Source organism: Pontibacillus sp. ALD_SL1, assembly GCF_017355605.1.
The window spans coordinates 3510510-3526405 of the sequence record NZ_CP062974.1; the positions used below are offsets into that span (position 1 = coordinate 3510510).

Below are 15896 nucleotides of genomic sequence, written 5' to 3' on the forward strand. Positions count from 1 at the left end.
CGAGCGGTCTCGGAAAGTTTATGGATTATCACTGCCGAATTGCATGCGGGCACGCCAGAAAGCCACCAGAGCATAGAACTCATCACAATAAAAAGAGACTACCTCAACAAGTGAGGTAGTCTCTTAGCGATTTGATATCTAATTAAGAAGATAATGATGATTTAACGTCAGTTTCTGGATGCTCTTCTTCTTCATCAATTTCGTCATCAATGCGTTCAACATCTGCACCAAGTGCTGCTAATTTGCCTTCAAAGTCGACATAGCCGCGGTCTAAGTGCTTCAAGTCGGTAACGCGTGTGTGACCGTCCGCTACTAAACCAGCTACGATAAGAGCAGCGGCTGCGCGAAGATCTGTAGCAGATACTTCTGCACCTTGCAAGGATGAAGGGCCTTCTACAATAACAGAACGGCCTTCAATCTTCAGGTTCGCGTTCATGCGACGAAATTCTTCCACATGCATGAAACGGTTCTCAAAGACAGTTTCTGTAATGACACTTGTGCCTTCTGCTTGCAGCATAAGGGCCATCATTTGTGACTGCATATCTGTTGGGAAGCCTGGATGCGGCATTGTCTTAAGGTCAACGGCTTTTAGCTTCTCAGGTCCAATAACACGCAGACCTTCGTCTTCCTCTTCGATAATGACACCCATTTCTTCCATTTTGGCCACAAGGGACCTTAGATGCTCTTGTTCAGCACCTTTTACGAGTACGTTACCTTTCGTAATCGCAGCAGCAACCATAAATGTTCCTGCTTCAATACGGTCAGGAATAATGTTGTGCTCCGCGCCTACAAGCTTATCAACACCTGTAATGCGGATCGTTTCTGTACCTGCACCGATAACTTTAGCTCCCATCTTATTCAGGTAGTTAGCTAAGTCAACGATTTCTGGCTCTTTGGCGCAGTTTTCAAGAACGGTTTTGCCTTCTGCTAAAGCAGCGGCCATCATAACGTTCTCCGTTGCACCAACACTAGGAACATCAAAGTAAATACGAGCGCCTTGTAGGCGACCTTCGGTATATGCTTCAATGAAGCCGTTTCCGACATTTACTTTTGCTCCCATAGCTTCGAACCCTTTTAGGTGCTGATCAATTGGTCGAGAACCAATTGCACACCCTCCTGGTAGTGCTACTTTTGCATGCCCATAGCGTGCTAATAATGGGCCTAATACAAGGACAGAAGCTCTCATCTTGCGAACATACTCAAACGGCGCTTCTGTTGTCAGCTCTCTTGATGCATCAATTGTAACAGTGTTGTTTTCTACGTTTACGTCAGCATTCATATATCGTAAAACTTCACTAATTGTATGAACATCAGCAAGAGCGGGTACGTCTTTTAAGATGCTTTTTCCTTCACTAGCGATTAAACCTGCTGCGATGACAGGCAGAACAGCATTCTTTGCACCTTCAACTTTTACAGTGCCTGTTAACTTGCTGCCACCGCGGACGATGATTTTTTCCAAGGTCATTCCCCTCCGCGTCCATTTTCTCTATATTAATATTCACTCGTTATTATCGGCGTTCCAAATATGAGGGTTGTCTTTGCGCCCATTCCTTGCCGAAGGGCATACTGAACATTCATCGCCCCATTGTCCGAGTAAGGAAGCGCCTGATTCCATTCATTTGTAAATCCGGTTACTGAAATAAAACCTGGTTCTGTTATTGTTTGTAATTTCTCGATTTCTAGTCTTGTACTAAATTTTTCAAGCAGTAAAACACCATTCATTTTATCATTTTTATCCGCTTTCACACAAGTGAAAATTGTGGTATTTTCTTGAAAATAGGCCGTTTTAGTCTGATTTAGTCGACGTTTTACGAATTCAGCTGTGTCTTCGTCCCATGTATGGCCACTCATTTTATAAATGATCTCCGCATATGGGGCTGCCTCTTTAGATACAATCACTATAAACTGTTCGGATTCAACCATTGTTTTTTGATGGTTCTTTACGACTGTTTTCTTTGCAGTCTCCGTGTCTTCTTTTGAAATTGTAAAATTAGGTTCTGTTTCTTTTAGTTGTTTCATAAGCGTAGGAAGGTTCTTCTCCTGAATTTGTTCCTTCATGACAATTTCCCAATGTGTCATAGAAAGCCCTTCTTCAGAAATGAATGTGGATATATCATGGAGTGGTTGCAATGGCGTCTGGGGTCTCCCGCCAGCACTTATTTGAGAAACATATGAGTTCAGTGTAACTGCCAATAATATCACAATAAAAAATGGTTTCGTTTTGTTTAGCATTTCTACCTCTCCCCTTGGAAAAAATCGTATTCCCAGTATCAACAGGAGAGGGGGAAAACATACTTGAAACCCTTCGACAGTTCTCGAGAGAAAAACTGCCTAATGCGGCAGTTCTTCTTATAATAAAAACTTTAAATTCTGAGACCATTGCAAGTAATCTAAGAAGAAGTTACTTACAGCTGTTCCAATCGTAATCGTAAGAAACATAAGAAGCACTCGCGCTTCGAATATCCTTCCCTTCTTGATTATGCCATCTAAGTTAATTGCTTGTAAAAGACGCCAAGTAATCAAAATAAAAACAATATGAGAAATCATGTTCGTAAGCGATTGATATCCTACTAAATCCATCTGTCGTCACACCTTTCAAGACCATTCAATGCTTTGTCATTTAAACTGTGACATTCGCAATGAAAATTGTCAATCCAGGGGCGCGACTAGGTATACCATTCCTCTTTCTGAAGCCCACTAAACCTATTAGGCTCAAGAAAAGTTAATTCCTTTTTTTACTATCGGGTGTTATGTTAAGATTTTGAAGTTTATGGGAGCTTTTACTTTAAAGGACTTATGCATTTTTTGGTGTATGGGTTGGAGGTAAGGGCTTCAGAGCACCTATACTACGAGGTCCGTTCACCTAATTTACGCGAGGGCAGGCTTGGGGACTGCGAGACTCCCGCGGGATAAGGAGCCTAGGGGAGACCCCGGAAAGCGCGTAGCGATTGAGGAGGCTTCCCAGCTCCCCGCAGGAAAGCGAGTTGTCCCCAAGCCTGCCCTACCACTTTTATAGTTAAGGACCAGGGAGCACAAAAAAAGTCTTAAGCTAACATCTTGTCAGCTTAAGACTTTTCTAATAGATCTAATCGGTTGAGGGCACGTTTTAGTGCTAACTCGGCTCGGACTAGATCGACGTCATCTTGTTTGGAGTTCTTACGGCGTTCAGCACGTTCTTTCGCTTTGCGAGCACGGTCTACGTCGATGTCTGTTGGAGTTTCCGCTGATTGGGCAAGGATTGTTACCTTATCAGGACGAACCTCTACAAAACCTCCGCTTACGGCAATCATCTCAGTGGATTTGCTACCTTTTAGGCGTACTGCACTGATTGCTAATGGTGCAACTAGTGGTATGTGCCCTGGCATAATCCCTAACTCGCCACTTTCCGCCTTACAACTTACCATCTCAAATGAGTCTTCTAAAACCGGGCCATCAGGAGTGACAACACTCACAGTTAGTGTGTTCAAGATTACCCCCCCTTTGGGCTGGAATGAAGCGGCATTTGTTGGTAACAGAATGCCGCTTTTTTATTATTGTTCCATTGATTTTGCTTTTTCAACTACATCTTCAATGCGTCCAACTAGGCGGAATGCGTCCTCTGGAAGGTCATCATACTTACCTTCTAGGATTTCTTTGAATCCTGTAACAGTCTCAGCAACTGGCACGTAAGAACCTTTCTGACCTGTGAACTGCTCAGCAACGTGGAAGTTCTGAGACAAGAAGAACTGAATACGACGCGCGCGGGATACAGTCATCTTATCTTCATCAGATAATTCGTCCATACCAAGGATCGCGATAATATCCTGAAGCTCTTTGTAACGCTGTAATGTACTTTGTACTTGGCGTGCTACTTCATAGTGCTCTTCACCAACAACAGCTGGGTCAAGGGCACGAGATGTCGAAGCAAGTGGGTCTACGGCTGGGTAGATACCTTGCTCAGAAAGCTTACGCTCAAGGTTTGTTGTCGCATCTAAGTGTGCGAACGTTGTGGCTGGTGCCGGGTCCGTGTAGTCATCGGCAGGTACGTAAATCGCCTGAATAGAGGTTACGGAACCTTTTTCAGTTGATGTGATACGCTCCTGAAGTTGACCCATCTCTGTTGCTAGAGTTGGCTGGTAACCTACGGCTGATGGCATACGACCAAGTAGGGCGGATACCTCAAGACCACCTTGTGTAAAGCGGAAGATGTTATCGATGAAGAATAGTACGTCCTGACCTTGTTCATCACGGAAGTATTCCGCCATTGTAAGACCAGAAAGCGCAACACGCATACGTGCACCTGGTGGCTCGTTCATCTGACCGAATACCATGGCTGTCTTCTTGATAACTCCTGAATCTGTCATTTCGTAGTAAAGGTCGTTCCCTTCACGAGTACGCTCTCCAACACCTGCGAATACGGAAATACCACCGTGCTCCTGAGCGATGTTGTTGATTAACTCCTGAATTAATACGGTTTTACCTACACCGGCACCACCGAATAGACCGATCTTACCACCCTTGATGTAAGGAGCTAGTAAGTCTACAACTTTAATTCCTGTTTCAAGAATTTCAGTTTCTGTAGATAGTTGATCAAATGTTGGTGCCGCGCGGTGAATTGGGTCACGACGAATACCTTCTTGAAGTGGTTCGTCTAAATCAATTTTGTCACCTAATACGTTAAAGACACGTCCAAGTGTAACGTCACCTACTGGAACGGAGATTGGCGCACCTGTATCAACGACTCCTAGTCCACGAGTCAGACCTTCTGTAGAAGCCATCGCTACTGTACGAACCGCATTATCTCCAAGGTGAAGTGCTACTTCTAGCGTAAGGTCTACGCTACTTTCGGATTCATCTTTTGCTTCGTGATGGACCGTTAAGGCGTTATAGATCTCAGGCAAATGGCCATCTTCGAACTGAACGTCTACAACGGGTCCCATTACCTGTGTAATGCGTCCTTTACTCATGATTTCCCTCCTAACTTACTTTCACGTTCATCCAGGGCTCGCCTATTCTAAGGCTGCAGCTCCACCGACAATTTCGGTGATCTCCTGGGTTATGGATGCCTGACGTGCACGGTTGTAGGATAATGTAAGATCTCCGATAAGATCGTCCGCATTATCTGTTGCAGCTTTCATGGCTGTCATACGAGCAGCATGTTCACTGGCTTTACCGTCTAACAAGGCTCCGAAGATTAAACTTTCAGCGTATTGAGGAAGAAGTGACTTCAAGATTTGATCCTGGTCTGGCTCATACTCATATGAGCTTAGCTTCTTACCTTCTGTTGAGATATCTGTTAATGGAAGTAATTTCGTTTCTTGTACTTCCTGCGTAATTGCACTTACATAATGGTTGTAGTAAATATACAGTTCATCAATAACACCGTCGGTATAAAGCTGGACTGCTTCGCTTGCAACATCTTTAATGTCAGCAAACGCTGGCTGATCCGCAACTCCTGTAATCTCACGCTCAATCGGCATATCGCGTTTTGTGAAGAAATCACGACCAACACGTCCCATTGGAATGACTGTATATTCATCCTTTGAGCTATGTGTATCTTGAACCTTTTGATACACCTTACGAAGCACGCTACTGTTGTAAGCTCCTGCAAGACCACGGTCTGATGTAATCACAAGGTAACCTGTCTTCTTAACAGGACGTGTGTTTAACATCGGGTGACTCACATCACCACCACCATTTGCAATCGAAGCCACAACTTCTTGAATCTTATCCATATAAGGATTGAACGACCTTGCGTTTTGCTCAGCCCGATTCAATTTAGAAGCTGAAACCATCTCCATTGCTTTTGTGATCTGCTTCGTTTTCTTCGTAGAACTGATCCGATTCTTTATATCTCTAAGGGATGCCACGCTGTTTCACCACCCTTTCTTCAAAGGTTGCTTATCTGATCTTTAAAGCAGCCTCATAGGCCACTTTAAAGACCGATTAAAATATTATTCAGATACGACGAATGTCTTTTTAAAGCCTTCGATCGCGCTGTTGAAGTCTTCTTTTTCAGGAAGTTTTCCTGTTGTGCGGATATGCTCATAAAGTTCTGGATTGTTCTTGCCGATCCAAGTTTGAAGTTCATCTTCAAAACGCTGGATGTTGTCTACTGGGATATCATCAAGATAACCATTAACAAGTGCGTAAATAATCGCAACCTGCTTCTCAACAACAAGCGGTTTATGAAGACCCTGCTTCAGTACTTCTACCGTACGCTCACCACGGTTCAGTTTGGCTTGTGTTGCTTTATCAAGGTCAGAACCAAACTGGGCGAATGCTTCAAGCTCACGGAAGGATGCAAGATCCAGACGAAGGGTTCCTGCAACTTTCTTCATCGCTTTAATCTGGGCAGAACCACCAACTCGGGATACGGACTGACCAGCGTTAATGGCTGGGCGTACACCTGAGAAGAACAAATCAGATTGCAAGAAGATCTGTCCATCTGTGATGGAAATTACGTTTGTAGGGATATAAGCTGAGATATCGCCTGCTTGTGTTTCGATAAATGGAAGGGCTGTTAATGAACCGCCACCTTTTGCGTCACTAAGCTTCGCTGCACGCTCAAGTAAACGAGAGTGAAGGTAGAATACGTCACCAGGGAATGCTTCACGACCTGGAGGACGACGAAGTAGCAAGGAAAGTTCACGGTATGCAGCCGCTTGTTTAGAAAGGTCATCATATACAACAAGAACGTTCTTACCGTTGTACATGAATTCTTCACCCATAGATACACCCGCATATGGAGCAAGGTAAAGAAGTGGAGCTGGTTGTGAAGCACTTGCTGTTACAACAATTGTGTAATCTAGCGCTCCGTGCTTGCGAAGTGTTTCAACCGTACCACGTACTGTTGATTCCTTCTGACCAATCGCTACATAAATACAGATCATATCCTGATCTTTTTGGTTAATAATGGAGTCAACGGCAACCGTTGTTTTACCCGTTTGACGGTCTCCGATAATTAACTCACGCTGACCACGACCGATTGGTACAAGAGCGTCAATCGCTTTGATACCTGTTTGAAGTGGTTCGTCAACGGATTTACGGTCCATAACACCTGGTGCTGGAGATTCGATTGGACGAGTTTTGCTTGTTTCAACTGGTCCTTTACCGTCTACAGGTTGTCCAAGTGGGTTAACAACACGTCCTAGTAGTTCCTCCCCTACTGGTACCTGCATGATACGTCCAGTACGACGAACTTCGTCACCTTCACGAATTTCTGTGAATTCACCAAGAATAACGATACCGACGTTGTTTTCCTCAAGGTTCTGGGCCATACCCATAACGCCGTTTGCGAATTCAACGAGCTCACCAGACATGACGTTATCAAGGCCATGGGCACGAGCAATACCGTCACCAACCTGGATGACTGTACCTACATCGTTGACTTCAATTTCAGAATCATAATTTTCAATTTGCTGCTTAATCAGCGCACTGATCTCTTCAGCTTTGATGCTCATGCAATTTCACCCCTATCATCATTTGTGCGCAGAAACCAATTTCCGCTCGATTCGCTCTAACTTGCCGCTCACACTTCCGTCATAGATACGGTTCCCAATGCGTAGCTTTATGCCACCAAGTAAGGAAGGATCGATCACGTTGTGGATGCGTAGAGACTGTTTGTTAAGTTTTTTAGAGAAAACGTCTTGAACCATTTTCTCTTCATCTGGACCTAACGCTCGAACTGAATAGACTTCCGCTTCTGCAATCCCGCGCGCTTCGTTGGTTCGCTCAATAAACGCATCAACCATAGCCGGAATCATTTCCTCACGGTGACGATCGATTGACATCTCAAGCGTGTTCGTCACTTCTTCGGAGTACCCTTGAAACACTTCGCTAAGAAGCTGTTTCTTCTTGTCCTTCTTAATACGCGGATGCTTCAGGAAAGAATTTAGTTGCTTATTGTTACGAAAAACTTCTCGAATCGTACGAAGTTCTTCTTCAAATGTTTCGAGTTTCGATTTATCTTGTCCGAGTTGAAAAAGAGCCGTTGCATAGCGTTTTGCCACTACTTCGTTACTCATCGCTCTTCTCCTACTTCTTTAATGTACTCATTGATTAGTTTCTCTTGGTCTTGCTCAGATAATTCTTTCTCAATTACCTTGCTTGCAATACGTACGGACAAGGAAGCCACTTGGTCTTGAAGGGCTTGAATCGCTTTTTCTTTCTCAGTCTCGATTTCTTGACGAGCTGATTCTTTAATACGCTCACCCTCAGTGCGGGCAGCTGTAATAATATCTTGTTCCTGCTCTTTGGCAGTTTTCTTAGCATCTTCGATAATTTGATGTGCTTCTTGACGCGTTTTCTTAAGCTCTTCTTGAGCTTCATTCGACATACGCTCAGCATCTTGGCGGTTCTTTTCAGCCGTATCAATTTCATTGGAAATGTGATCTTGGCGTTCTTTCATAACGTTCATTAAAGGTCCCCAAGCAAATATGCGAAGAAGGACTAAAAGGATAATGAACGTGAAAAGAAGCGTGGCCATATCTCCCCATGCAACGCCGGTAGCTTCTGCCTCAGCGCCTAGAATTAAAAATCCAGTTAATGACTGCACACCATTCACTCCTTTCACACTTATCTGTAACAGGCATTACATTAGAAAAACTCGGCTTTTCACTCCCCGTAAGGGTGAAAAGTCGGAGTTTTCTATGTATCTTTTATTCTATTCATTTTTTTAAAGGTATAAGGAATGGCGAAGACAATACTGGTCGTACTCCGCCATTTGATTCAAAGACTATTAGCTTCCCATTACGATAAATGCGATAACAACGCCGATGATTGGAATCGCCTCTACTAGTGCAACACCGATGAACATTGTTGTTTGAAGGGCACTACGTAGTTCTGGTTGACGAGCGATCCCCTCTACCGTACGACTTACGATTAATCCGTTACCAATACCAGCACCAAGTGCTGCTAGACCTACTGCGATTGCAGCTGCTAAAGCTCCCATTTGAAAATTCCTCCTCTAAGATATTAAATAATGCATTACTTAAATTTTATAAATTAATGGTCGTGACTCACTTTGTGAGACATATAAACCATTGTTAACATAACAAAAATAAAGGCCTGAATTGCGCCGACGAACACACTGAATCCTTGCCAAGCAATCATCGGAATGAGTCCGCCAAAGAATCCTCCTATACCAGAGGTCATCAATCCTGCTAGTAAACCTAAAAGAATTTCACCAGCATAAATGTTACCAAATAAACGGAGTCCAAGTGTTAAGGTGTTAGCAAACTCCTCAATAACCTTGAGTGGGGCCAAGAAAGGCATTGGACGGAGAAAGTCTTTCCCGTACTCTTTCACCCCTTTGATCTTGATCCCGTAGTAGTGTGTAAGCACAACTACCATTGTGGCTAGTGTAAGTGCTAATCCAGGATCCGCAGTTGGAGATTTCCAATAAATCGTGTGATCCACACTAATCATTGTTATAACCCCAAGCATGTTTGAAACAAAGATGAACAGTAGCAAAGTTAATCCCAAAGGTAAAAATTGCTTCCCTGTCTTCCAGTCCATGTTGCTTCCAATGATCCCCTTCACGAAATCAATAACCCATTCCATAAAGTTCTGCATCCCTGTTGGCTTCCGTTTTAAGCTGGACGTTGCTGACACAGCCAAAATGAAAACAATAACAGCGCTGACAATAATCATTAGCACGTTGGACATGTTGAAATCCAGCCAGGATATGCCAAGTACATCTGTAACCATAGGTTGTTTGTGATCCAAATTCTTCACCTCTCTTCCTTGGGCTAATCTTGTGTATCTCTAAATCTAGAGAATAAAAATTCTATCATAATAACAACGTACGTTGTCATTAATCCAATAACGACTGCAATTAAGTGGAAATGTTGTGAATATTGAAGTGCGATAAGAATGGCTAGACCTGCAGCAGCAAACCTTGAAAAGGTTCCTAAAGCCCGACTAGTTCGGTTCTCTGAAGCAGCTTGTCCCATATGATTAATCTTACGCTGCATTAGCCAGAGGTTAAAAAAACTAATAACAGCTCCAAGGAGCAAGCTCAAAAAAATGACCTGGTAGTCCGTAAACCCAGCACCGAGTACAATCAATGCGAGAAGGTATAACATCCATTTTCTTTGGCGGGTAATCATCTGTTGGAATTGTTGTGGCATGTTTAATCTTCTCCCGTGTATTTTCGCACTAAATAGATCGTGCCATATGTACCTGCGGCTAGTCCGGTGAAAAGACCTAGGATTAAAAAGAGTGGTGATGTGGTAAACTGGTTATCAAGCCAACGTCCAAAAAAAATTCCTACTAATGTGCATCCGGATAGTTGGGATAAGATCCCACTCGTTAATGCCATTGCTTTAAATGGATTATCGTTCGAGGCCATGAAAACAGCTCCCACCAAGTTTTCATAGAAATCTTAAAAATTTTGTCGATTTATGAAAACCTTATCATTCCGCTTAAATTAGCATACAATAGGGGTTTTCTATTGTCAATCCGTTTGTGAAGAAAAGTCATCGCTGTAAAAATATGTGAGAACATAATTCTTAATATCACAAATTCATTATTTCACAAGTGCACCCGTATTGTACACAAATCCCTTGCGGAAATCAAAAGTATTTTTTGGTTATTAAACGCTTACTCACTTAAATCATTCAACTTCGTTTCAATTATGAAGTTTTTGTGAATTTTTTTAATAGAGGCTGTTCTAAAAGTTACGTTACAAACTTTTAGAACAGCCTCTTTTTATAGGACCTATGTCTTTCTGTTAAAACACGTCAGAATCAGGCGAATTTTGTTGTGAAATCTCACTTAGTTCTTTTTGTAACAAGAAAGCATATTGGTCGGACATGCTTGATGGGCTTTTGGGCCTTTTAGGCTGTCGACGCGTGATTTTGTGCCGTGCCTGACTGGACTTAGGCCGTCACGCCTTGCTTTTAAGCCGTGCTCAACTAGGTAAGAGCCGTTCAGTCAGAATTCAGGCCTTCTTAACTAAAGAAGAACTTCCCCTCCCCTCTTTTTAAGGAATGGTTTGGCCAATCGTGATCGGTGTTTCGAATGACTGTGTTACTCCGTCTTTTTTAACTGTTACAACGGCGAGGTAGGTTCCGTCTTGCCCGACTTCTTTTTTATTAAGCGTTCCTTCTACTACGCCTCGTTCAACATCTTCGTTTGTAAATAGCGTTCTAATGTAGCGAAGCGTTTCTGGGTCATACAAGTCCACTTCTAGTACGTCTGCTGCTAATGGGAGATAGAGTTTGTACTGATACTCCTCATCTGAGAATGGCTTAAGTGAGAACTCTAGTCCCATGGCGCGTGGAAACGTTGCTTCTTTTGTTAGAGCTAAGTAAGGGAGTTGATAGGTTTTGTAATTATCCCTTAACTCAAGCCATCCTTGAACAAATGATTCTTCCGTTTGTAAATTTCGCTGGTGGATGGCTAATGATATGGGGACGGTTTTTTTTTCACCAGGTTGAAGTACAAAACTCATAGGCAGCTGGAAACGCACGCCTCGTTCTTGTTTCGGAATGGTGAATCGGTAATCTTGTGTTTCGTCACTAGCATTTTCCACGGTGATTGTGGTTTCCCGCGTTTCTGTATCATCGAGTATTCGGCCGAAAGCTAAACGACTATTGTACAAAATCGATGAAGGCTTTATGGCTTCTAGTGGTTCAATGCGACCCATCCCTTGTGAAATCGGCTGAACGTTTTCTCCGTTCTCTTTTTTTAAAACAGTAGCAGTAGAAAGGAGTGCTGCTTTTAGTTTTTCAGGGCCCCATTCAGGGTGCGCCTCTTTAAGTAATGCTAGCGCTCCAGCGACATGAGGAGATGCCATACTCGTTCCTTGAAGGTCACGATAGCCTCCAGGCACTGTGCTTTTAATGGCGACTCCTGGCGCAACGATGTCAGGTTTAATGTCCCAATTCCATGTCACAGGTCCTTTTGAACTAAAGCTTGCCATTGTATCCTGGTGCGTCTGGTACTTCGTTTCTAACCAGTTTTTCGTATCTGCAATTTGCTTCTTCAGCCATTTGCCTTGTTGCTGTGTTAGGGAAGCGACAGGGATGTTAACTTCTCCTTCGATTGCCCCTTGTAGTTTCCCGTCTTCATTGTTATAGATGAGAGCTGCTACGGCTCCGGCTTTTTGAGCCATCATGGCTTTTTCAGTAAACGTGATCTCTCCGCGTTCAAGTAAGGCAATCTTGCCACGAACACTGGTTGAGATTTGCTTGCCGATACCGGCTGAAGCAACGGAGTACGTTTTTCTAAGATCCCACGGAACTGAGCCCATCATCGGTGAAACGGGTATCGCTTTACGAGAAAGAGAATCGTACAGGTAGGGGATTTGAATGGGAGGCGTCGAAGCTCCGACTGCAATGGACTTAACTGCTGTCGCGGGAGAACCGACCGTCCATTCGCCAGGACCTGAATTGCCGTTTGAAATGACCATGGCCACTCCCATATCTACAGCTTGATTAACGGCAATACTTGTAGGCCAGTCTGGACCGTTCACAGAACTTCCTAAGGAGAGGTTGATAATATCCATTCCATCTTCAACAGCCTGCTCGATCGCTGCAATGACTTGAACAGATGAACCAACTCCACCCGGCCCAAGTGCGCGGTACCCATACAGTTCAGCATCTGGGGCCATTCCTTTAAGCTTTCCATCGGCTGCAATAATACCTGCAACATGCGAGCCATGAAGCGTTGGCTCCCCTTGCGTTTCTAGTGTTTCCATCGGATCTTCATCAAGATCCACAACATCATAGCCCCCCTTATAATTCTTCTTCAGGTCAGGATGCGTGTAATCAATGCCAGTATCAATCACCCCAACTTTAACCCCTTTACCGGTGTATGGCGTTGATCGAAATGGATCCTTATCTTCTAAAACGAAAGGGACACTTTCATTTATATGTACCTGATACGTTTGCTCAGGGAAAGAATGCTCCACGAAATCCGACTTCTCTACCCGTTCTAAATCACGGACTGTTCCTTTAAGTGCTAATCCTTGAAGAAGCGTATCGTACACATGAATGACTTCAACACGAGGGTGGTACTTTTCAATATACTCTTTCCACTTGTGTGCATCATCTTCGACCTCTATAATAATCGATTCCAGCTCGCGCTTTCCTGAAGCAACCTCGCCTGGAACATTTATAATAAAAAGCCCCACAAGCATTAAAACCACAACAACCTTCTTCACAAAACCACCACCCTTTTACCCTATCTTCTGAAAGAACCCTCCCCTTCATACATACAAAAACACTTTTATGCTGTGCAGTAGTGCTGGGTGTCTGACACCCTTTAGTGCTGTACAGTGACGCTGGGTGTCTGACACGCTTTAGCGCTGTACAGTGACGCCGGGTGTCTGGCACGCTTTATTGGGGTAAAGAAAAAAGCAAGGGGCGCGGGGGCCTCTTGCTTTTTTGAGTTAGTCGTCTTTGGTTGTGAATGGTTGTGGTTTTTCTTCTTGGTAGTTGAAGAAGTAGCGCATGGCTTCGGCGATGCGAGCGGATGCTTGGCCGTCTCCGTATGGGTTGGAGGCTTTGGCCATTGCTTCGTATGCTGTATCGTCTGATAGCAATTCGTTTGCCATGGAGAAGATGTTCTCTTCATCTGTTCCGGCAAGCTTCAATGTTCCTGCTTTAATTCCTTCAGGACGCTCGGTTGTGTCACGAAGGACAAGAACCGGTACACCAAGAGAAGGCGCTTCTTCTTGAACGCCACCACTGTCTGTCATGATCAGGTGAGATCTTGACGCGAAGTTGTGGAAGTCAATGACGTCTAGTGGTTCAATTAAATGAATACGGTCATCGCTGCCTAAGATTTCGTTGGCTGCTTCCTGAACCGCTGGGTTTAAGTGAACCGGGTAAACCACTTCAACATCTTCATGTGTATCAACTAAACGCTTGATGGCTTTGAACATGCCGCGCATTTTGTCACCTAAGTTTTCACGACGGTGAGCCGTCACGAGGACAAGACGCTTATCTCTCGTCTTCTCTAAGATCTCGTGTGCATAATCATCTTTAACGGTTGTTTTAAGCGCATCAATCGCTGTATTTCCTGTAACAAACAAGCTGTCTTCAGATTTATTTTCATCCAATAGATTCTGCTTGGATTGATTCGTTGGCGTGAAATGAAGATCGGCCATAACGCCTGTTAGCTGGCGATTCATTTCTTCTGGGAATGGAGAGTATTTATTCCACGTACGCAGGCCTGCTTCTACGTGCCCGACTGGAATCTGGTTGTAGTAAGCGGCAAGGCTTGCTGCAAATGTTGTTGTTGTATCACCATGCACAAGCACCACATCTGGCTTTGTTTCCTTCATCACGTTGTCTAAACCTTCAAGCGCACGCGTTGTAATCTCTGCTAGAGTCTGACGCGATTTCATGATGTTTAGATCATAATCAGGGGCAATACCAAAGATATTCATCACTTGGTCAAGCATTTCGCGATGCTGGGCTGTCACGGTTACAATTGGTTCAAATTGGTCTGAACGTTTTTTTAGTTCCAAAACAAGAGGCGCCATTTTAATCGCTTCTGGTCTTGTCCCAAAAATCGTCATTACCTTAATTCGTTGGCTCATGTCGTTCACTCCAAACAAAACTTTATTTCGTTCCGAACAGACGGTCTCCTGCGTCACCTAAACCTGGTACGATGTAACCTTTTTCGTTCAGTTTCTCGTCCATTGCTGCAAGATAGATGTCTACATCAGGGTGTGCTGCATGAATTTCTTCTACACCTTCAGGCGCGCCTACTAGACACATCAGGCGGATTTGTTTAGCGCCACGCTTCTTAAGAGAGTGGATGGCTTCGATCGCAGAACCACCTGTAGCAAGCATTGGGTCTACAACGATCATTTCACGTTCTTGAACGTCGCTTGGAAGCTTCACGTAATATTCAACTGGCTTCAGTGTTTCCGGATCACGATATAGTCCTACGTGTCCTACCTTCGCCGCTGGAATAAGGTCTAAAATACCGTCTACCATTCCTAGTCCTGCGCGGAGAATTGGGATGATAGCAATCTTCTTACCTGAAATCACTTGAGATTTCGCTTCTGAAACGGGTGTTTGAATGGTTACTTCTTCTAGTGGTAAATCACGTGTTATTTCAAACGCCATTAAAGCTGCTACTTCATCGACAAGTTCACGGAATTCCTTCGTTCCTGTTTCTGTCTTCCGTATGTACGTTAGTTTGTGCTGAATAAGAGGATGATCAAATACATATACCTTACCCATGAGCCGATCTCTCCTTTAAATGAATAGTTTGCATCCTTAAAATTGTACTGAATTATGGGATGCGTTTCAAGGTGAATCATACAATCTCTCGACAAAATATTCTAAAAGTCATTTGGCATTTGTGACGGTTTTGTGAATTTTTTCTTCTATTATATAGGCGATACATATCCCTTTTTAGTTTACCACAAGGTTTACTGTTTCATGAGCGAAAAGGTTCCTCTATAATTTTGTAATAGAATTAGGAATAAAAAGGAGAGAAATGGATGTCAATTACTCAAGCTAATCCTCAAGATGCAGAAGCCATTTTACGTTTACAAAAAGAAGCCTATCTTCAAGAGGCCAAACGGTATAACGACTACACTATACAACCCCTTACTCAAACGCTTGATCAAGTAAGGGCCGATTTTGACGAGGCTTTTATTCTCAAGTACGTACATAACAATCAAGTGATTGGTTCTGCTCGCGCTAAGAAAGAGGGAGGAACGTGTCACATTGGAAAAGTCATGGTTCACCCTGATTACCAAAAACAGGGCATCGGACGTGCGCTTATGAACGAGATTGAACGTCTGTTTGCAGGCTGCACTTTCGAACTGTTCACAGGAAGTAAGAGCCGTGAGAATATTACGTTCTATGAAAGGCTTGGCTATGTAGGTTATAAAGAAGAAAAGCTTCCACGAGAAGAAACTGTCTTTTTATTTATGAGGAAGTAGA

The 15896-nt window shown here is 43.6% G+C and carries 17 protein-coding genes; 1 reads left to right on the plus strand and 16 read right to left on the minus strand.

Annotated elements, in window-relative coordinates:
* Positions 1-142: 142 nt before the first annotated feature.
* From murA to upp, 16 genes are all read right to left on the minus strand, one after another.
* Positions 143-1459 (minus strand): UDP-N-acetylglucosamine 1-carboxyvinyltransferase, encoded by a 1317-nt coding sequence (gene murA / locus IMZ31_RS17450; RefSeq protein ID WP_207528523.1) that lies wholly within the window; start codon positions 1457-1459, stop codon positions 143-145.
* 32 nt (positions 1460-1491) lie between these two features.
* Positions 1492-2079, minus strand: a complete 588-nt coding sequence (locus IMZ31_RS17455) for a YwmB family TATA-box binding protein (RefSeq protein WP_207528524.1) — start codon at positions 2077-2079, stop codon at positions 1492-1494.
* 270 nt (positions 2080-2349) lie between these two features.
* A complete protein-coding gene (locus IMZ31_RS17460; protein ID WP_036779967.1) occupies positions 2350-2580 on the minus strand; it encodes a DUF1146 family protein in 231 nt (76 codons plus the stop codon).
* A gap of 485 nt (positions 2581-3065) precedes the next feature.
* Positions 3066-3467 (minus strand): F0F1 ATP synthase subunit epsilon, encoded by a 402-nt coding sequence (locus IMZ31_RS17465; protein WP_207528525.1) that lies wholly within the window; start codon positions 3465-3467, stop codon positions 3066-3068.
* A 63-nt stretch (positions 3468-3530) separates the two neighbouring features.
* Positions 3531-4946 carry a F0F1 ATP synthase subunit beta gene (gene atpD, locus IMZ31_RS17470; RefSeq protein WP_207528526.1) on the minus strand — a complete coding sequence of 472 codons (1416 nt, stop codon included), beginning with the start codon at positions 4944-4946 and terminating at the stop codon, positions 3531-3533.
* A gap of 42 nt (positions 4947-4988) precedes the next feature.
* A complete protein-coding gene (locus IMZ31_RS17475) occupies positions 4989-5849 on the minus strand; it encodes a F0F1 ATP synthase subunit gamma (RefSeq protein WP_207528527.1) in 861 nt (286 codons plus the stop codon).
* Between the two features lie 84 nt (positions 5850-5933).
* Positions 5934-7442: a F0F1 ATP synthase subunit alpha gene (atpA, locus tag IMZ31_RS17480; protein WP_207528528.1), complete on the minus strand. Its 1509-nt coding sequence runs from the start codon at positions 7440-7442 to the stop codon at positions 5934-5936.
* 18 nt (positions 7443-7460) lie between these two features.
* Positions 7461-8006, minus strand: a complete 546-nt coding sequence (locus IMZ31_RS17485; RefSeq protein ID WP_207528529.1) for a F0F1 ATP synthase subunit delta — start codon at positions 8004-8006, stop codon at positions 7461-7463.
* The gene (locus IMZ31_RS17490; RefSeq protein WP_207528530.1) at positions 8003-8536 is read right to left on the minus strand and encodes a F0F1 ATP synthase subunit B; all 534 of its coding nucleotides are present in this window, start codon (positions 8534-8536) and stop codon (positions 8003-8005) included. Before IMZ31_RS17490 ends, IMZ31_RS17485 begins: the two co-directional genes overlap by 4 nt.
* A 183-nt stretch (positions 8537-8719) precedes the next feature.
* Positions 8720-8932, minus strand: a complete 213-nt coding sequence (gene atpE, locus IMZ31_RS17495) for a F0F1 ATP synthase subunit C (RefSeq protein ID WP_188650544.1) — start codon at positions 8930-8932, stop codon at positions 8720-8722.
* A gap of 53 nt (positions 8933-8985) precedes the next feature.
* Positions 8986-9708 (minus strand): F0F1 ATP synthase subunit A, encoded by a 723-nt coding sequence (gene atpB / locus IMZ31_RS17500; RefSeq protein ID WP_207528531.1) that lies wholly within the window; start codon positions 9706-9708, stop codon positions 8986-8988.
* A 23-nt stretch (positions 9709-9731) separates the two neighbouring features.
* Positions 9732-10112: an ATP synthase subunit I gene (locus tag IMZ31_RS17505; protein WP_207528532.1), complete on the minus strand. Its 381-nt coding sequence runs from the start codon at positions 10110-10112 to the stop codon at positions 9732-9734.
* Between the two features lie 2 nt (positions 10113-10114).
* The gene (locus IMZ31_RS17510; protein WP_036779991.1) at positions 10115-10333 is read right to left on the minus strand and encodes an AtpZ/AtpI family protein; all 219 of its coding nucleotides are present in this window, start codon (positions 10331-10333) and stop codon (positions 10115-10117) included.
* A gap of 633 nt (positions 10334-10966) precedes the next feature.
* The gene (locus IMZ31_RS17515; protein WP_305849396.1) at positions 10967-13150 is read right to left on the minus strand and encodes a S8 family serine peptidase; all 2184 of its coding nucleotides are present in this window, start codon (positions 13148-13150) and stop codon (positions 10967-10969) included.
* Positions 13151-13378: 228 nt separating this feature from the next.
* Positions 13379-14533, minus strand: coding sequence for a non-hydrolyzing UDP-N-acetylglucosamine 2-epimerase (gene wecB, locus IMZ31_RS17520; RefSeq protein ID WP_207528533.1), 1155 nt, complete (start codon positions 14531-14533; stop codon positions 13379-13381).
* 22 nt (positions 14534-14555) lie between these two features.
* A complete protein-coding gene (gene upp, locus IMZ31_RS17525; RefSeq protein WP_207528534.1) occupies positions 14556-15185 on the minus strand; it encodes a uracil phosphoribosyltransferase in 630 nt (209 codons plus the stop codon).
* A 263-nt stretch (positions 15186-15448) separates the two neighbouring features.
* Between upp and IMZ31_RS17530 the strand changes: the two genes are divergently transcribed.
* Complete coding sequence (locus tag IMZ31_RS17530; RefSeq protein ID WP_207528535.1) at positions 15449-15895, plus strand: GNAT family N-acetyltransferase; 447 nt, start codon at positions 15449-15451, stop codon at positions 15893-15895.
* Position 15896 lies beyond the last annotated feature (1 nt).

Coding starts and splice junctions, on each gene's coding strand:
- IMZ31_RS17455 (WP_207528524.1), bottom strand. CDS start 2,079: ATGACACATTGGGAAATTGTCATGAAGGAACAAATTCAGGAGAAGAAC.
- IMZ31_RS17460 (WP_036779967.1), bottom strand. CDS start 2,580: ATGGATTTAGTAGGATATCAATCGCTTACGAACATGATTTCTCATATT.
- atpD (WP_207528526.1), bottom strand. CDS start 4,946: ATGAGTAAAGGACGCATTACACAGGTAATGGGACCCGTTGTAGACGTT.
- atpA (WP_207528528.1), bottom strand. CDS start 7,442: ATGAGCATCAAAGCTGAAGAGATCAGTGCGCTGATTAAGCAGCAAATT.
- IMZ31_RS17485 (WP_207528529.1), bottom strand. CDS start 8,006: ATGAGTAACGAAGTAGTGGCAAAACGCTATGCAACGGCTCTTTTTCAA.
- atpE (WP_188650544.1), bottom strand. CDS start 8,932: ATGGGAGCTTTAGCAGCTGCAATCGCAGTAGGTCTAGCAGCACTTGGT.
- IMZ31_RS17505 (WP_207528532.1), bottom strand. CDS start 10,112: ATGCCACAACAATTCCAACAGATGATTACCCGCCAAAGAAAATGGATG.
- IMZ31_RS17510 (WP_036779991.1), bottom strand. CDS start 10,333: ATGGCCTCGAACGATAATCCATTTAAAGCAATGGCATTAACGAGTGGG.
- wecB (WP_207528533.1), bottom strand. CDS start 14,533: ATGAGCCAACGAATTAAGGTAATGACGATTTTTGGGACAAGACCAGAA.
- upp (WP_207528534.1), bottom strand. CDS start 15,185: ATGGGTAAGGTATATGTATTTGATCATCCTCTTATTCAGCACAAACTA.
- IMZ31_RS17530 (WP_207528535.1), top strand. CDS start 15,449: ATGTCAATTACTCAAGCTAATCCTCAAGATGCAGAAGCCATTTTACGT.